This window comes from Pseudomonas sp. A125 (genome assembly GCF_055409485.1).
Map to the genome: position 1 here is coordinate 172,166 of NZ_JBUZVP010000008.1, position 16,148 is coordinate 188,313.

Sequence of the window (16,148 nt, forward strand, 5' to 3'; positions counted from 1 at the left end):
GAACCTCTGAGCCATGAACAACACGCTGAACGCCCTGGTCGCCACCCTGCTGCTGGGCACTTGCGCGCAAGCCGTCGCTGCGTCCTCGGTGGACCTGGCCGTAAAAGGGGTAATCACCCCCAACGCCTGCTCGCCAAGTTTGTCCGGCAGTGGCGTTGTCGACTATGGCAAGCTGTCCGCCAAGGACCTGAACCTGACCACGTCAACAGCGTTGCCCATGACCACCTTGCAGATGGTGATCCAGTGCAACGGTGCCACCTTGTTTGCCATAAAAAGCACCGATAACCGTGCCGGCTCGGCCGCCGGCACATCCACTCGTACCTACGGGATGGGCTTGATCAACGGCAACCAGAAGCTGGGGTTCTACATCGTGGCCCTGGCAAACCCCGTGACCGATACCGGCCCGACCCAAGTCCTGGAGTCGATCGACAACGGCCTCACGTGGCGGGATGGGTCCACCGGAAACCCTCCGACTTCGCTTGCCGCCTTCGGCGATCGCTCCTCAGGCATCTGGCTGCCGATCCCGGTCACCGAGGTGACCACCGATGTGAACATATGGGGTTACATCGCCCGCGCCGACAGCCTGGACCTGAGCGACGAACACCCCATCGATGGTTCGGCCACGTTTGAAATCAAGTACCTGTAGACCCGCGCAGCGACGCCGCTGATGCGGCGTTCGTTACCCGTACCGAACACACTGAAGACCGAATGATGAACAAACACCTACGCCTTTTCGCGACGCTGTTATTGCTCAACTCCGGCTCCATGGTATTCGCGGACACTGCTACTGAGATGACCGTTTCCGGGCTGGTCACCCCCAGTTCGTGCACCGCCACGTTATCCGGTGGTGGGGTGATCGATCACGGCAGGATCGCCGCCCACGGCCTCAACCCTGGCACGCCCACCGCCCTGCCCGCCCAATGGCTGGACCTGGAAATCCACTGTACGGCCCCCATGCTGTTTGCCTTGATGGGCTTCGATGACCGGGCCGACTCCTCGCCCGCACCCGACACCCGGTTTGGCCTGGGGAAAAACCAGCACGCCAGCGACGAACACTTGGGTTTTGTGATGCTCACGTTTGAAAACGCGGTGGGCGACAGGCAACCGATGCAATCGCTGGTCAACCAAGGGTCCGTATGGGTCCCACAAGCCACCATCCACCCCAGGACGTTGATGGGCTTCGCCCGCCCCGGCCGACCGTTGCCCGAGCCAATTTGGGAGCTGGCCACCCGGATACGCGCCAACACCCAGGTAAACCCCGCACAGAGCCTGACCCTTAAGCAGGAAGTCCTGCTCGACGGCTCGTTGGTCCTGGATTTGCGCTACCTGTAACCACCCTGCACTCACTCAGGATGCACCTCATGAAAACGTATTTAACCCCACGCCGGATCCTCGGCAGCCTTGGCGCCCTTGCCTGGTTGTTGAGCGCCGAGGCCAGGGCCGATGGCATGGTGCCCGACACTTCGGTGGTGATCGTCTACGAAGAACAAGGCGAAGCCTCGGTGTCAGTCACCAACACCGACAACAAGCTCGCGCTGTTGCACGTCACCCTGGAAGACTTGCCCGAAGACCTCGAACCCCTGTTGTTTGTCACCCCGCCCCTGGCCCGGGTCGAGGCCGATAAAAGCCAGCTGGTGCGGTTCATTTTGCAGAACCAGAAACCGCTGCAAACCCAGCGCCTCAAGCGTGTGATTTTCGAAGGCATGCCCAAGGACCGCACGCCCTCCGAGGCCGGGCATGCCCGGGTGGGTGTAACGGTGCGCCAGAACCTGCCGGTGATCATTCATCCCAAAGGGCTGGCGCCCAACCGCACACCATGGAAGGGCCTGGCCTGGTCCCTGGACGACGGTCAACTGCACGTGCGCAACGACAGCAAATATGTGGTGCGCATGGCCCAGGAGCTGCAACTGTTGCCCGGCAAAAACAAGGCGGTACTGCCGCGCACTTACATACTTCCCGGCGAATCCATGAGCGTACCGGCACCGAATGCCCGCGCCACCACCGTGCGAATGCAGCCGGCCACGGTCTACGGTTTCACTGTGGCCGCCTTTGAAGCCCCGATCAGCACCCGTTGAAAACCCTGAATCCACCCTAGCGCCCATAACGAAGTGACCGCCCAGACCGTCACCGGGAAGCCCGCCAACCGCTGCTGGTTTCCATAACCCGAGTGCCTTCTCGTGAACACAGTAACTCCCGACTGCGACGGCAAAGCCGTGGGCGGTTTTTCTTCATACCCTCGACACTTGAAAAGGATCGCCCTGCCACCTGCGCTGGCCCTGTTGCTCACCCCCGCCTGGGCTGACGCGGCGCCGGCCGGGCAATCCTTTGACCCGCAAACCCTGCAACAGCGAGGTATCGACCCTGAGCTGGCGTACCTGTTGCTGGAAACCCCGCGCTATACCGGCGGGGTACATGCCGTGAGCCTGACCGTCAACGGCCAACGCCGCGGCCGGCTCGATGTGCGTTTCGACAGCCAGGGCACCTTGTGCTTCGACCAGGCACTGCTCGATGCCGCCGAATTAGTGGTGCCCGCCTCACTGACCCACACCGGCTGCCATGACTTTACGGCGCAGTACCCGCAAACCGTGGTCGAGCAAGACCCGGGCAGTCTGAGCATTTCGCTGCTGGTGCCAACCGAAGCACTGCGCCCTCGCCGGCAGGAACTGTCAGGCTATCAAACGGGCGGTTTTGCCGGGCTGCTCAATTACGACCTCAGCGGCCTGTACAACCGATACGGCGATGACACCAGCCGCTTCGGCTCGGCCAATACCGAGGTCGGCTTCAATGCCGGCGACTGGATCGTGCGCAGCCGCCAGGTGCAGACCTGGCAGGCCGGGCTCTCGCGCACCACGCACCTGGAAGCCTATGCCCAGCGCACTTTCGCCGCGCAGCAAGCCGTGCTGCAGGCCGGGCAACTCAGCCTCTACAACCCGGTGCTGTCGACGGCGCAGATCACCGGGGTGCAGGTATTTACCGAGCAAGCCCTGCAGGACCAGGCCCAGGGCGCGACCATCAATGGCATCGCCAACAGCCCGGCCCAGGTCGAGGTACGGCAGAACGGCGCGCTGATTCATTCCACCGTGGTGCCAGCCGGGCCGTTTTCGCTGACGGATGTGCGACGCCTGAACACGCGCTCGGACGTCGAAGTCACCGTCAAGGAAAGCATCGGCGATGAGCGTCGCTTTACGGTGCCTGCGGCCATGCTCGGGCTGGGCCTCGCGGCACCGGGCTACTCGGTGGGCGCAGGGCGCGTACGCAACATTGGCCAGACCCGGGGCGATGATCCGTGGGTCGTGAGCGCCGGCTGGAGTGGTGCCTTGAACCCGCTGTCCAGTATCGGCGCCGGTGTGCTCGTGGCCGAAGACTACCGGTCCACCGGCGCCAGCCTGGCATGGCTGCCGTGGGTAGACGGGCAACTGCAACTGGCCACCCAACTGGCCGACACCCACGGCCGGGACACTGTACGCGGGGTCCAGACAGACCTGTCGTTATCTCAGCGCCTGGGCCAGCAGTGGTCGATTACCGCAGGCACCTCTCACCGCACACCCGGCTACCGCGAACTGGAAGATACCGCCTACGGCTACCACGACGACAGCGCACGGCGCTCACGCTACCGCGACCAGCAAAGCCTTTCCCTGGGCTGGGCGCATCCATGGCTTGGGGCATTCAACGCCGGGGTCTCGCGCACCAGCACCTTCAGCGGCGAAAACAGCAGCCGGGCCCTGGCCTCCTGGGGCACCAGTGTGCGCGGGGTGTCGGTATCGGCCAGTGCCGAATGGCAAGTCAGCGGCCGCCAGAACGATGACAACGCGGTGTACCTGAACCTGAGCATGCCCTTGGGAGAAAACCGTCGGGCTCGGACCTGGGTGCGTAATTCCGGGGGTGAACACCGGATCGGGCTGGGCTTGAGCGAACAGGTCGACGATCAGCTGAGTTATCGGGCCAGCGCCGAACATGACAGCCGCGACCAGGCAGTGGAGTCCACCCTGGGGGTGTCCTACCTGCCGCGCTACACCCAGCTGGACCTCAATTACAGCCGCGAAGGCGCCGAGCGGTCGAGCTACCAGGGAGGCGTCCGTGGTGCCATCGTCGCCCATGGCAACGGGCTGACGTTTTCGCCTTACCCGGTGAATGACACGTTCGCCCTGGTATCGGTGGGCGACATGGCCGGGATCAAGCTCAGTACGCCCAGTGGGCCTGTATGGACCGACAGCCAGGGCCAGGCGGTAGTCTCGCAAGTGGCCGCCTATGGGCGCAGCCCGGTGGAAGTGCAAACCCGCTCACTGCCGCGCAACGCCGACATCAGCAACGGCCTGGCGGTGATTTCTGCCGGGCGTGGCGCGGTGGACCGGGTCGAGTTTGGCGTAGCCGTCACCCGCCGTGCCCTGTTGACCGTTACCACCGCCCAAGGCGCGCCGCTGCCTCGCGGTGCCACGGTGAGTACCGCCGACGGCGAGTTTGTGACCCTGGTGCAGGAAGGCAGCCAAGTGTTCCTGGCCAATGTGCTGGACCCGCGCCGTCTGTGGGTCAAGGGCCCGGGCATCAGCCGTTGTGAACTGACGTTCAGCCTGGAAGAAAAAACCGACCCCCAAGTGTATTTCGAAACCGCTCCGGCCAGGTGCCTGACGCCATGAGGAAGCTGTAATGAAACGCTTAATGAGCATTTGCCTGCTGGTGCTGGCTGGCGCCGACGTGGCCCTGGCGCAGTCGGATGACTGCCGGCTGAACTTGAGCGAGCCGCACCTGGATTTCGGCTTGATGAACCGGGCGATCCACAGGCCCTCCGGCAGCGAAATCGCCCTCGGTGAACGCTTCCTGAGCCTGAGCCTCAACTGCCAGAAACCCACGGACATGAGTATTTTTTACCGGGCATTGGCCATCGGCGCCGAGCGCTTTCGTTTCAGTGACCAAGGCCATTACGTCATGCAGGCCAGCGATGGCGTACTCGATGGCCAGGCAGTGGAACTGGGTTTGATCCCGGGCCGGGGCCAGCCTCCCGGGACCCGCGCCAACCGCATGGACTGGCAGGCGGACCATGCCATTGCCCCGTTGCGCGACGGCTTGCCGGTGCAAGGCAATGTGTTTTCGGTGCAACTGCGGGTCAGCGCCAGGGCCCAGGAAAGCGCCGCCCACGTGCGTGACGCCGTGACGTGGGAAGCCTTCGGGCTGTTTGAGTCCGGGGCCACTGGCCAATCGCGGGAGATGACCCTCAATGCCCACTTCGCCCCGGCGGCCTGCGAGATCAACCTGTCCAATGGCGGCGTAATCGACTACGGCCGCATGTGGGCAAAAAGCCTGAATGCCGACCGGGACACGGCCCTCGCTTCCCGCAGCCTGACCTTGAGCATCGGCTGTGACGGCCCCACGCGTTTCGCCTTGCTCATGCAGGACAACCGCAAAGGCTCGGCCACCGGCGGCACCGACGAGACCGCCTACGGCCTGGGTGTGGATAACAGCCGCAATAAAATCGGCCGCTATTTCCTGTACTTCGACCCGTTCGATATGCAGGCCGACACCCAGCCCAGCCTCTATCGCACCGACTCCACCACCGGCGGCGTGGCGTGGAGCAGTTCCAACGCGTTCCCGATTCCCATCGGCCAAAACAGCTGGCTCGGTTTCACCACCGCTCCGGCCAGCCATGCCGGCCCGTCGGCCATCCACAACCTGAGTGGCCAAGTGAGCGTCAGGGCGATTCTGTCGCCTACCAATAACCTGGACCTGAGCACCGACGTGTTGCTCGACGGCTCAGGCACGATTGAAATCAAATACCTTTAAAGGACCTGTCCATGAAACGCTTCCTGATCCCTTTCGCTACGTTATCGATACTTGGCGCAGGCACCCCGGCACTCGGCGCCGCTACCGTCGAGCTGACCGTCAAGGGCCTGCTTTCCCCCACCGCCTGTACCCCGCTGCTCTCCAGCAATGGCTTGATCGACTACGGCAAGATTTCCCAGGCCGACTTGAACCTTGATCGCGGCACCCGCCTGCCAATCCGGTACCTGGACGTGACCGTCGACTGCAACGGCAACAGTCGCTTTGCCTTGCGCATGCGCGACAACCGTGACGGCACGGCGAACGTCAACAGCGAGATTTTTTACGGACTGGGCCTGGACAAGAGTGGCAACAAGATAGGGCTGTACTCCCTGAGCTTCGACCCGACGCAAACCCAGGCCATCCCGCTGGCCGAGGTCTACGGTACCGAGTCAACCACCGGCGGTTTGGCCTGGCGCAGCGCCAACAGCAACCCGATCGACATCGGTGCGCGCAGCTACCTGGGGTTTACCGACCAGGCCGGCGGCACGGCGGGGCCGGCCGCCATCAAGTTCCTCAACAGCCGTGTGAAGGTCGAGACGGTGATCGCCGCCAAGCAGAACCTGGACCTGAGCAGCGAGATCGACATGGACGGCTCAAGCACCCTGGAGGTTATCTACCTCTAGACTTTCTCGCTGGTCACGCCGACGTACCGCGCGCGCCCGGCGCCAAGCCCGGCGATGATCGCGCCCAGGCCGATCACCGCAAAAATCCACCCGACCGCGTTCCAGCCGCCGGTCCAGTCATGCACCAGGCCGACCGCGAACGGGCCCATGGACGCCAGGGTATAGCCGATGCCCTGGGCCATGCTCGACAGGTTGGCGGCCACATGGGCGTCCCGCGAGCGCAGCACGATCAAGGTCAGCGCCAGGCTGAACGTGCCGCCCTGGCCCAGGCCCAGCAGAATCGCCCAGCCCCACAAACCGTCCAGTGGCGCGTACAGGCAACCGAACAAGCCACCCAGCGTCAGCACCATCACCACCACAATGGCCAGGCGCTGGTCCTTGCCGCGGGTGGCCAGCCAGGGTGCGGCCAGGGAACTGGCCAACTGCACGATGACTGAACCGGAGAGCACGAGGCCCGCCTGGGTTGCGCTCAGGCCACGGCCGATCAGGATCGACGGTAACCAGCCAAACACGATGTAGGCAAGCGACGATTGCAGCCCCATGTACAACGTCACCTGCCAGGCCAGCGTGTCACGCAGCAACCCCTTCACCCGGTAAGCCACCTGATGGGCGCCGTGCTTCTGGCCGACTTGCGGCAACCAGAACAGCGCCGCTACCAGCGCCGGCAGGATCCAGAAACCCAGGCCGATGTTCCAGCTGTCACCGAAGTAACGACTCAGCGGCACGCTAGAACCCGCCGCCAGCGCTGCGCCCAGGCACAGGGCCATGGTGTACACGCCGGTCATGGTGCCGGCTTGTTTGGCGAAGTCACGCTTGACGATGCCCGGCAGCAATACGCCGATGATGCCGATGCTCGCGCCGGCCAGCAGGCTGCCGGCGAACAGCCCGACCTCACCGAATGAACTGCGCAGGATGATGCCGCAAGCCAGGGTCAGCAGAATGCCCAACACCACGCGCTCGGCACCAAAACGTCGGGCCAGGATAGGTGCCAGCGGCGCAAACAGGCCCAGGCACAACACCGGCAAGGTGGTGAGCAAGCCGGCCTTGGCAGCCGACAAGCCGAGGCTATTGGAAACCTCGGCGAGCAACGGCGACATGCTCGACAGCGCCGGGCGCAGGTTCAACGCCACCAGGATCAGGCCCAACAGCAACAGCCAGGGACGGCTGACCACCGGAGGGCTGTGCTGGACCTGCTCGTCATCGGCTTCGGCGTCGATCAACAGTTCTTCAAGGGCGTTTTCTGAACGGGGCATGGTGCTCTCGGCTTCAAGGTTCATTGATCAACTGCCGGCACAGGGCCTTGGCGCGTTCCGGGTCTTGTTGTTCCACTGCTTCGAGCAAGGCGCCATGCAGGTCGAACACCGCCTGCCGGCGCGGCTGGATGTTCAGGGTCTGGCGCAGTTGCGCGCCGACGATGCTGGAGAAGTAGAGATACAGCTCGCTCAAGGCCGGGTTGTGCGCCGCGTCCACCAGGCGCTTGTGGAACACCAGGTCGCAACTGATGTAGTGCTCCAGATCACCGTGGTAATGCTCGCCGCTGGTTTTCAGTGCCTCGCGCAAAGCGCTCAGGTCTTCATCGGTACGGCGCATGGCGGCCAGGCCGATGGCCTCGACCTCGAGAATCTGCCGCGTCTCCTGGGCCTGTGCCACGGTGCAGTGGGACAAGGCCTTCATGGTGCCCAGAGGGTCGGTCATGGAGCGCAAATAGCTGCCGTCGCCCTGACGGATCTCGATCAACCCGGAAAACGCCAATACGCGCATGGCTTCGCGCACGGTGTTGCGGCTGATGCCCAACTCGGCAGACAACTCGGGCTCGGTGGGCAGGCGCTCGCCGATGGCCCAGACGCCTTGGGTGATGCGCTGGCGCAGCTGGTCCAGGGCTTGATCGACGAGGGAGCGTTTGATCAGCGGGGCGATGTCTGTCATGGGTTTCGTCCTTTCATCCAATCATGGGATGAATTTTCCTACAGCCTATTCGGAGTTGCCTACAAAGGCAACGCACTAGGGTTCTTGAACAGGCAAAGGAGCAGTATTTTCGATTAGTAAAATTACCCTCAGAGGGTAATTATTGGACTCAGGTGTCTTATGGAAAAGTACACACCTCATTACGATTTGGCGGTGATAAAGGCGGATGTCAGGCGGCTTGGCGCCAAGGCTTTCACGCGTGCGGCAAAGCAGACCGGAGAGGCTCTGGACCTTGATCTCTCTGAGATGCAGGCGATTATTTTCGAATTGCAAAACAGGATGCTTTACAAGTCGATGACCACCTATGCCGATCATCGGATCTGGCATGACGTCTACCACATCCATTCACACGGCCTGGAGATTTACATCAAGGTGACTTACTGCTACGCAAGCAACCCTGCGGTGATCTCCTTCAAAAGGATGAGCCTATGAACACCCAACATTGCTTCATCTGCGGAGCCCCCGACGCCATGACGCGTTTTGAAGGCCGCAGCGAAACCATGCATATAAAAGGCATGGAGCGGCGCATTGATGATCTTTCAGGCTGGGAATGTCAGGTGTGCGAGGACGGCATGTATGACCCCGATAGCTGCGAACGTCATGCCCAGGCAGGTGATGATCTGCTCCACGCTGCCCGAGGGATGATGGGTGCCGAACTGAAGCGTATCCGCCGCAAGCTGCACCTCACGCAAAAAGAAACCGTGAGTTTGCTCTCCGGTGGCGGCCACAACGCATTCTCACGTTACGAACGCGGTGAAATAACGCCGCCCAAACCCTTGATGGTGCTGATGCGCCTGCTGGATCGTTACCCCCATTTGCTAACCGATGCCAAAGAACTGGCCGAAGGCGCAGACCTGCGCAACGCCTTCACCTACACCATCAACAACAAGACGCAAGAAGCCCTCAACGCCTCCTAGACAGGCAAAAATAAACCCGGCGCCAGGCCGGGTTTATTGTTTCAAGCATCACTCATCGATCAATGCAGAATCTGGCTCAGGAACAACTTGGTCCGATCATTTTGCGGGTTGTCGAAGAAGTCATTCGGCGCCGCCTGTTCAACGATCTCGCCCTTGTCCATGAAGATCACGCGGTTGGCCACGGTGCGCGCAAAACCCATTTCGTGGGTCACGCAGAGCATGGTCATGCCGTCTTCCGCCAGGCCGATCATGGTGTCCAGAACTTCCTTCACCATCTCCGGATCGAGCGCCGAAGTCGGCTCATCGAACAGCATGATTTTCGGCTTCATGCACAACGCACGGGCAATCGCCACACGCTGTTGCTGGCCGCCGGACAGTTGCCCCGGAAACTTGTGGGCCTGTTCCGGAATACGCACGCGCTCAAGGTAGTGCATGGCAATTTCTTCAGCCTTGCGCTTGGGCATCTTGCGCACCCACATCGGTGCCAGCGTGCAGTTCTGCAGGATGGTCAGGTGCGGGAACAGGTTGAAGTGCTGGAACACCATGCCGACTTCGCGACGGATCGCTTCGATCTGCTTGAGGTCGTTGGTCAGCTCCACGCCATCGACCACAATGCGGCCCTGCTGGTGCTCTTCCAGACGGTTGAGGCAGCGAATGGTGGTGGACTTGCCGGAACCCGATGGGCCGCACAGCACGATACGCTCGCCCTGCTTGACGTTCAGGTTGATGTCTTTCAACACGTGGAACTGGCCGTACCACTTGTTGACGCCCTGCATCTGAATAATGCCTTCAGGGCTCACAGGCTGTTTGATCGCTTCACTCATCACAAAACTCCTAACGCTTGTGGCCTGTGTCCAGCTTGTGTTCCAAATGAATGGAATAGCGGGACATACCAAAACAGAAAATCCAGAACACCAGGGCGGCGAACACGTAGCCTTCAGTGGCCATCCCCAACCATTTCGGGTCGGCGGCAGCTTGCTTGACGCTGTTGAGCAGGTCGAACAGGCCGATGATGATCACAAGGCTGGTGTCCTTGAACAACGCGATAAACGTGTTGACGATGCCCGGGATCACCATCTTCAGCGCCTGGGGCAGAATCACCAGGCCCATGCTGCGCCAGTAACCCAGGCCCATCGCTGCAGCGGCTTCGTACTGGCCCTTGGGAATGGCCTGCAAACCACCGCGCACCACTTCGGCCACGTAGGCCGACTGGAACAGGATCACGCCGATCAACGCCCGCAGCAGTTTGTCGATGCCCATGCCTTCGGGCAGGAACAGCGGCAACATCACCGACGACATGAACAGCACCGTGATCAACGGCACACCGCGCCAGAATTCGATGAAGGTCACGCAGACCACACGAATCGCCGGCATGTTCGAACGCCGACCCAGCGCCAGCACGATGCCCAGCGGCAACGCGCCTGCGATACCCACCGTGGCGATCACCAGGGTCAGCATCAAGCCGCCCCATTGGCTGGTAGCCACGTTGGTCATGCCGAAGATCCCGCCGTGCAGCAGGAAGTAGGCAACGATCGGGTACACCACCAAAAAGCTCAGGCCGTAGGCCGCCTTGCGGGTAAAGCGCGAGATGAACAACGGCGCCACACCAACAATGGCCAGCCACACGGTGAGGTCTACGCGCCAGCGCAGGTCGCCGGGGTAGTAGCCATACATGAACTGCCCGAAGCGCTGTTGGATAAACACCCAGCAGGCGCCCTCCTTGGTGCAGTCGGCGCGGGTGGTACCGACCCAGTTCGCATCCAGGATCGCCCAGTGCAGGATCGGCGGCACTACCAGGTAGACCAGGTAGAACGCGAGCAACGTCAGCAGGGTATTGAGCCAGCTGGAAAACAGGTTGGCACGCATCCACGCCATCGGCCCGAAGACCTTGTTGGGTGGCGGCATGTCGGGTTTGAAAATATGAGAAGTCATGCTGGTTTCCTCACCGCTCGATCAGCGCAATGCGCTTGTTGTACCAGTTCATCAGCAGGGAAATGCTGATGCTGATCGCCAGGTACACGCTCATGGTGATGGCAATAACCTCGATGGCCTGGCCGGTCTGGTTGAGCACCGTGCCGGCAAACAGCGAAACCATTTCCGGGTAACCGATACCGGCCGCCAATGACGAGTTTTTCGCCAGGTTCAGGTATTGGCTGGTCAGCGGCGGGATGATCACGCGCAGGGCTTGCGGGATGATCACCTTGCGCAAGGTCGGACCGTTGCGCAGCCCGAGGGAGCGCGCCGCTTCGGTCTGGCCGTGGCTGACGGACTTGATACCGGAACGCACGATTTCGGCGATAAACGCCGCGGTGTACACGGTCAGGGCCAGGGTCAGCGCCAGCAGTTCGGGAATCAGTACCCAGCCGCCTACGAAGTTGAAGCCTTGCAGCTTGGGCATTTCCCAGTGCAACGGTGCGCCGAAGATCAATGCACACAACGCCGGGATCACCACCAACAGCGCCAGGCCCACCCAGAATTTGTGGAACGCAACACCGGTGGCTTCAAAGCGCTTGTTGGCCCAACGGGTCATCAGCACGATGGCGATGATCGCCACCACGACGCTGATCACAAACGGCCAGAAACCGTCCGCCATCAGCGCGGCAGGCATGTTTAGGCCACGGCTGCTGACAAAGAACGTGTCGCCGAAGTTGTGACTGTTACGCGGCCCTGGCATCGTCAGGAAGACCGCGAAGTACCAGAACAGGATCTGCAGCAGTGGCGGGATGTTGCGGAACACTTCCACATACACGGTCGCCAGCTTGTTGATCATCCAGTTGGGCGACAGGCGCGCCACGCCAATGATGAACCCGAGGATGGTCGCCAGGACCACGCCGATCACGGTCACCAGCAAGGTGTTGAGCAGACCGATCACAAAGACCCGGGCATAGCTGTCCGATTCGGTGTAGTCGATCAGGTGTTGAGCGATACCGAAGCCGGCACTGCGCTCAAGAAAGTCGAAACCCGAGGTAATGCCCCGGTGTTGAAGGTTGGTTTGCGTGTTGTTGAACAGGTACCAGCCCAACGAGACCACCGCCACAATCGTGATGATCTGGAATAGCCACGCACGCACTTTTGGATCACTGAAGCTGAGCTTCTGTTTTGGTGCGCCGATTTGATTTTGCATTAAGTGCCCCAGGAATAATGGAACAGAACATCACCCGGCGGTTGGCCCACCGGGTGACAGAACCATCAGCGATCAGCGCACAGGTGGTGCGTATTGAATGCCACCGTTGGTCCACAGTGCGTTCAGGCCACGATCGATTTCCAGGGGAGTGGTTTTGCCGAGGTTTTTCTCGAACACTTCACCGTAGTTACCGACTTGCTTGACGATCTGTACGACCCAGTCTTTCTTCACTTTCAGGTCTTTGCCGTATTCGCCGTCAGCACCCAGCAGACGGGCAACGTCCGGGTTCTTGGTGGACTTGGCTTCAGCTTCGACGTTTTTGGAGGTGATGCCGGCTTCTTCAGCGTTGAGCATGGCGTAGCCAACCCAGCGCACGATGGCCAGCCACTCGTCGTCGCCGTTACGCACGACAGGGCCCAGTGGTTCTTTGGAAATGGTTTCCGGCAGCACCACGTAGTCCTTCGGCGAGGCCAGCTTGCTGCGCTGTGCGTAGAGCTGGGACTTGTCGGAGGTCAGTACGTCGCAACGACCGGATTCCAGCGACTTGGCGCTTTCATCGGAGGTGTCGAACGTGATCGGGGTGTACTTCAGGTTGTTGGCGCGGAAGTAGTCGGAAACGTTCAGCTCAGTGGTGGTACCGGCCTGGATGCAGATGGTTGCACCGTCCAGTTCCTTGGCGCTTTTTACACCCAGCTTGTTGTTCACCAGGAAGCCAACACCGTCGTAGTAGGTGATGAAGCCCGGGAATTTCAGGCCCATGCCGGCATCGCGAGAGCTGGTCATGGTGGTGTTGCGCGACAGGATGTCGACTTCGCCAGACTGAAGCGCGGTGAAACGCTCCTTGGCATTCAACTGGCTGAATTTGACCTTGGTTGCATCGCCGAATACGGCTGCGGCAACAGCACGGCACACGTCAGCGTCGATCCCGAGGATCTTGCCGCTGGCGTCCGGCACCGAGAAGCCCGGCAGACCGTCGCTCACGCCACACTGCACAAAGCCTTTCTTCTGCACGGCGTCCAGGGTGGCGCCAGCCTGGGCGAAACCACTGACACCCAGTACGGTAGCCGCGGTCACGATGGCCAGGGTGGATTTCAATACCTTCATTCAAACCTCCAGTTTTGCTCTTGTTGTGCCAGCGCTAGAACCCCACCGCACCCTTATGAGGCGACATCGACCCGTGTTGGCTTTTTTTGGGGTCAAACAGCATGAGGTTTTCGCTTTAAGTCCAGTTGCTATCCCACAGGCGTCAGTCACTGATAGTGTTACCGCCTGGGGTGAGCCTTGACATCGGGTTTCTCATAGCAAGCCCCGTACCAGACTGGCGGCTGAGTCGTTTCAGCCCATGGTCAAGAGCAAAACATTCAACCTTGCGACATTCTCTTAACAGATCAACCTGTCGCGCACCGTTCCGACGCACTCAATCGGAGCGCACGCACATTTATGGAGCAGACATGACCGAACCCTTGATTCTTCAGCCCGCCAAGCCCGCAGACGCCTGCGTAATCTGGTTGCATGGCCTGGGTGCCGATCGCTACGACTTCCTGCCGGTGGCTGAAGCCCTGCAGGAAAAACTCCTGACTACACGCTTTGTTCTGCCCCAGGCGCCGACACGTCCGGTGACCATTAATGGCGGCTATGAGATGCCCAGTTGGTACGACATCAAGGCCATGAGCCCGGCGCGCTCCATCAGCCTTGAAGAGCTGGAAACCTCGGCAAAAATGGTCACGGACCTGATCAAGGAACAAAAAAGCAGCGGGATAGACGCCTCGCGGATTTTCCTTGCCGGTTTTTCCCAGGGTGGCGCGGTGGTGTTCCACACCGCCTTCCTTAAATGGCAGGGCGCATTGGGTGGCGTAATCGCCCTTTCCACCTACGCTCCGACCTTCGGTGACGAACTTGAATTGTCGGCCAGCCAGCAACGGATTCCGGTGCTGTGCCTGCATGGCCAAAACGACGACGTGGTACAGAACGCGATGGGCCGCAGCGCCTATGAGCATTTGAAGTCGCGCGGTGTCACCGTTGCATGGCAGGAATACCCAATGGGCCACGAAGTGTTACCCCGGGAGATACACGATATTGGTGACTGGTTGGCTGCCCGCCTGGGCTGAAAACCACCCATTGTGTAGCCGTATGACCAACGCACTACGCCGCGCCCGATTCTTGCATTACACTGGCCGGCGTACATTCCTTAACCAATTGATGAGATGACCGTGCTCAAAGCACTCAAGAAGATGTTTGGTAAAAGCGAGGCTGAGCAGCTCGCGCCAGGTTCCAGTGCCCCCGCCCACGTTCAAGGCAGCCGCAATGACGGCCAGCAGACTGGCCGGACCGCACCTGTAGCCTCGCCAAAAAAAGAGCCGGTGACCACACCCGCCACGGTTAATGTCGCTGAAGAACAACCCACCGAGACGCCACGCCAGGAGCCACGCCAGGAAAAACCGCGCCGCGAACGCGCGCCCAAACCTGTGGTTATTCCCTGGAAACTGGAAGACTTCGCCGTCGAACCCCAGGAAGGCAAAACCCGCTTTCATGACTTCAAGCTCGCCCCGGAACTGATGCACGCCATCCAGGACCTGGGGTTCCCGTACTGCACGCCGATCCAGGCGCAGGTACTGGGTTTCACCCTCGCCGGCAAAGATGCCATCGGGCGGGCGCAGACCGGCACCGGCAAGACCGCCGCGTTCCTGATCTCGATCATCACGCAACTGCTGGAAACCCCGCCGCCCAAAGAGCGCTACATGGGTGAGCCGCGCGCACTGATCATCGCCCCGACCCGGGAGCTGGTGGTGCAGATCGCCAAGGACGCCGCCGACCTGACCAAATACACCGGCCTCAACGTCATGACGTTTGTCGGCGGCATGGACTTCGACAAGCAGCTCAAACACCTGGAAGCGCGCCACTGCGACATCCTGGTGGCTACGCCGGGCCGCTTGCTGGACTTCAACCAGCGCGGCGACGTGCATTTGGACATGGTCGAAGTGATGGTACTGGACGAAGCCGACCGCATGCTCGACATGGGTTTCATCCCGCAAGTGCGCCAGATCATTCGCCAGACCCCGCCGAAAAACGAGCGCCAGACCCTGCTGTTCTCCGCGACCTTCACCGAAGACGTGATGAACCTCGCCAAGCAGTGGACCACCGACCCGTCCATCGTCGAGATCGAGGCACTCAACGTTGCCAGCGAGAACGTCGAACAGCACATCTATGCGGTCGCCGGCGCCGACAAATACAAGCTGCTCTACAACCTCGTCAACGACAACGGTTGGGAGCGAGTGATGGTGTTTGCCAACCGCAAGGACGAAGTGCGACGCATCGAAGAGCGCCTGGTGCGTGATGGCGTCAACGCCGCGCAATTATCCGGCGACGTGCCGCAGCACAAGCGCATCAAGACCCTGGAAGGTTTTCGCGAAGGCAAGATTCGTGTGCTGGTGGCCACCGACGTGGCCGGGCGCGGGATTCACATCGATGGCATCAGCCACGTGATCAACTTCACCCTGCCGGAAGTGCCGGACGACTACGTACACCGGATTGGCCGTACCGGCCGTGCGGGCGCGGCGGGCGTGTCGATCAGCTTTGCCGGTGAAGACGATTCGTATCAGTTGCCGTCGATCGAAACCTTGTTGGGCCGCAAGATCAGCTGCGAAACGCCGCCGACGCATTTGTTGCGAGCGGTGGAGCGCAAACGCCCTTAAGCTGGAATGCGGT

16 protein-coding genes are annotated in these 16,148 nt (G+C 61.2%); 10 read left to right on the forward strand and 6 right to left on the reverse strand.

Annotation, left to right across the window (positions count from 1 at the left end):
- The first annotated feature begins 13 nt into the window (after positions 1–13).
- From ACZRN6_RS13390 to ACZRN6_RS13415, 6 genes are all read left to right on the forward strand, one after another.
- Positions 14–646, forward strand: a complete 633-nt coding sequence (locus ACZRN6_RS13390) for a DUF1120 domain-containing protein (RefSeq protein ID WP_322147304.1) — start codon at positions 14–16, stop codon at positions 644–646.
- Between the two features lie 65 nt (positions 647–711).
- Positions 712–1,332, forward strand: a complete 621-nt coding sequence (locus tag ACZRN6_RS13395) for a DUF1120 domain-containing protein (RefSeq protein ID WP_322147305.1) — start codon at positions 712–714, stop codon at positions 1,330–1,332.
- 29 nt (positions 1,333–1,361) lie between these two features.
- Complete coding sequence (locus ACZRN6_RS13400; protein ID WP_322147306.1) at positions 1,362–2,075, forward strand: fimbria/pilus chaperone family protein; 714 nt, start codon at positions 1,362–1,364, stop codon at positions 2,073–2,075.
- Positions 2,076–2,177: 102 nt separating this feature from the next.
- Positions 2,178–4,634 (forward strand): fimbria/pilus outer membrane usher protein, encoded by a 2,457-nt coding sequence (locus ACZRN6_RS13405; protein ID WP_464008168.1) that lies wholly within the window; start codon positions 2,178–2,180, stop codon positions 4,632–4,634.
- Positions 4,635–4,644: 10 nt separating this feature from the next.
- Entirely contained in the window at positions 4,645–5,775 is a 1,131-nt protein-coding gene (locus ACZRN6_RS13410) for a DUF1120 domain-containing protein (protein ID WP_464008169.1), read from the forward strand.
- A gap of 11 nt (positions 5,776–5,786) precedes the next feature.
- Positions 5,787–6,437: a DUF1120 domain-containing protein gene (locus ACZRN6_RS13415; RefSeq protein WP_464008170.1), complete on the forward strand. Its 651-nt coding sequence runs from the start codon at positions 5,787–5,789 to the stop codon at positions 6,435–6,437.
- Here the strand turns inward: ACZRN6_RS13415 and ACZRN6_RS13420 are convergent.
- A complete protein-coding gene (locus tag ACZRN6_RS13420; RefSeq protein ID WP_464008171.1) occupies positions 6,434–7,714 on the reverse strand; it encodes a CynX/NimT family MFS transporter in 1,281 nt (426 codons plus the stop codon). The two genes, ACZRN6_RS13415 and ACZRN6_RS13420, sit on opposite strands and share 4 nt — an antisense overlap.
- Complete coding sequence (locus tag ACZRN6_RS13425; protein ID WP_464008172.1) at positions 7,704–8,363, reverse strand: FadR/GntR family transcriptional regulator; 660 nt, start codon at positions 8,361–8,363, stop codon at positions 7,704–7,706. The genes ACZRN6_RS13420 and ACZRN6_RS13425 overlap by 11 nt, the downstream gene beginning before the upstream one ends.
- A 159-nt stretch (positions 8,364–8,522) precedes the next feature.
- Here ACZRN6_RS13425 and ACZRN6_RS13430 point away from each other — a divergent pair, with 159 nt between their 5' ends.
- Both ACZRN6_RS13430 and ACZRN6_RS13435 read left to right on the forward strand, forming a co-directional pair.
- Positions 8,523–8,834 (forward strand): type II toxin-antitoxin system MqsR family toxin, encoded by a 312-nt coding sequence (locus ACZRN6_RS13430; protein WP_464008173.1) that lies wholly within the window; start codon positions 8,523–8,525, stop codon positions 8,832–8,834.
- Positions 8,831–9,319, forward strand: coding sequence for a type II toxin-antitoxin system MqsA family antitoxin (locus ACZRN6_RS13435; RefSeq protein ID WP_464008174.1), 489 nt, complete (start codon positions 8,831–8,833; stop codon positions 9,317–9,319). Before ACZRN6_RS13430 ends, ACZRN6_RS13435 begins: the two co-directional genes overlap by 4 nt.
- Positions 9,320–9,378: 59 nt before the next feature.
- Here the strand turns inward: ACZRN6_RS13435 and ACZRN6_RS13440 are convergent, their stop codons facing one another.
- The 4 genes from ACZRN6_RS13440 to ACZRN6_RS13455 all read right to left on the reverse strand — a co-directional run bounded on the left by ACZRN6_RS13440 (position 9,379) and on the right by ACZRN6_RS13455 (position 13,547).
- Positions 9,379–10,143: an amino acid ABC transporter ATP-binding protein gene (locus ACZRN6_RS13440; protein ID WP_003171943.1), complete on the reverse strand. Its 765-nt coding sequence runs from the start codon at positions 10,141–10,143 to the stop codon at positions 9,379–9,381.
- Between the two features lie 10 nt (positions 10,144–10,153).
- On the reverse strand, positions 10,154–11,251 hold the full coding sequence (locus ACZRN6_RS13445) for an amino acid ABC transporter permease (RefSeq protein ID WP_322147319.1): 1,098 nt from the start codon (positions 11,249–11,251) through the stop codon (positions 10,154–10,156).
- Positions 11,252–11,261: 10 nt separating this feature from the next.
- Positions 11,262–12,443, reverse strand: coding sequence for an amino acid ABC transporter permease (locus ACZRN6_RS13450; RefSeq protein ID WP_322147320.1), 1,182 nt, complete (start codon positions 12,441–12,443; stop codon positions 11,262–11,264).
- 72 nt (positions 12,444–12,515) lie between these two features.
- On the reverse strand, positions 12,516–13,547 hold the full coding sequence (locus ACZRN6_RS13455) for an amino acid ABC transporter substrate-binding protein (RefSeq protein WP_322147321.1): 1,032 nt from the start codon (positions 13,545–13,547) through the stop codon (positions 12,516–12,518).
- Positions 13,548–13,894: 347 nt separating this feature from the next.
- On the opposite strand from ACZRN6_RS13455, the gene ACZRN6_RS13460 reads away from it, so the two are divergent.
- On the forward strand, positions 13,895–14,551 hold the full coding sequence (locus ACZRN6_RS13460; RefSeq protein ID WP_464008175.1) for an alpha/beta hydrolase: 657 nt from the start codon (positions 13,895–13,897) through the stop codon (positions 14,549–14,551).
- A gap of 96 nt (positions 14,552–14,647) precedes the next feature.
- Positions 14,648–16,135 (forward strand): ATP-dependent RNA helicase RhlB, encoded by a 1,488-nt coding sequence (gene rhlB / locus ACZRN6_RS13465; protein ID WP_464008176.1) that lies wholly within the window; start codon positions 14,648–14,650, stop codon positions 16,133–16,135.
- Positions 16,136–16,148: the final 13 nt, after the last annotated feature.

Bases quoted from the DNA above. Each gene is read 5' to 3' on its own strand.
- ACZRN6_RS13445 (WP_322147319.1), bottom strand. From the start codon at position 11,251: ATGACTTCTCATATTTTCAAACCCGACATGCCGCCACCCAACAAGGTC.
- ACZRN6_RS13425 (WP_464008172.1), bottom strand. From the start codon at position 8,363: ATGACAGACATCGCCCCGCTGATCAAACGCTCCCTCGTCGATCAAGCC.
- ACZRN6_RS13435 (WP_464008174.1), top strand. From the start codon at position 8,831: ATGAACACCCAACATTGCTTCATCTGCGGAGCCCCCGACGCCATGACG.
- ACZRN6_RS13415 (WP_464008170.1), top strand. From the start codon at position 5,787: ATGAAACGCTTCCTGATCCCTTTCGCTACGTTATCGATACTTGGCGCA.
- ACZRN6_RS13430 (WP_464008173.1), top strand. From the start codon at position 8,523: ATGGAAAAGTACACACCTCATTACGATTTGGCGGTGATAAAGGCGGAT.
- ACZRN6_RS13390 (WP_322147304.1), top strand. From the start codon at position 14: ATGAACAACACGCTGAACGCCCTGGTCGCCACCCTGCTGCTGGGCACT.
- ACZRN6_RS13410 (WP_464008169.1), top strand. From the start codon at position 4,645: ATGAAACGCTTAATGAGCATTTGCCTGCTGGTGCTGGCTGGCGCCGAC.
- ACZRN6_RS13420 (WP_464008171.1), bottom strand. From the start codon at position 7,714: ATGAACCTTGAAGCCGAGAGCACCATGCCCCGTTCAGAAAACGCCCTT.
- rhlB (WP_464008176.1), top strand. From the start codon at position 14,648: ATGACCGTGCTCAAAGCACTCAAGAAGATGTTTGGTAAAAGCGAGGCT.
- ACZRN6_RS13450 (WP_322147320.1), bottom strand. From the start codon at position 12,443: ATGCAAAATCAAATCGGCGCACCAAAACAGAAGCTCAGCTTCAGTGAT.
- ACZRN6_RS13395 (WP_322147305.1), top strand. From the start codon at position 712: ATGAACAAACACCTACGCCTTTTCGCGACGCTGTTATTGCTCAACTCC.
- ACZRN6_RS13400 (WP_322147306.1), top strand. From the start codon at position 1,362: ATGAAAACGTATTTAACCCCACGCCGGATCCTCGGCAGCCTTGGCGCC.
- ACZRN6_RS13440 (WP_003171943.1), bottom strand. From the start codon at position 10,143: ATGAGTGAAGCGATCAAACAGCCTGTGAGCCCTGAAGGCATTATTCAG.
- ACZRN6_RS13460 (WP_464008175.1), top strand. From the start codon at position 13,895: ATGACCGAACCCTTGATTCTTCAGCCCGCCAAGCCCGCAGACGCCTGC.
- ACZRN6_RS13455 (WP_322147321.1), bottom strand. From the start codon at position 13,547: ATGAAGGTATTGAAATCCACCCTGGCCATCGTGACCGCGGCTACCGTA.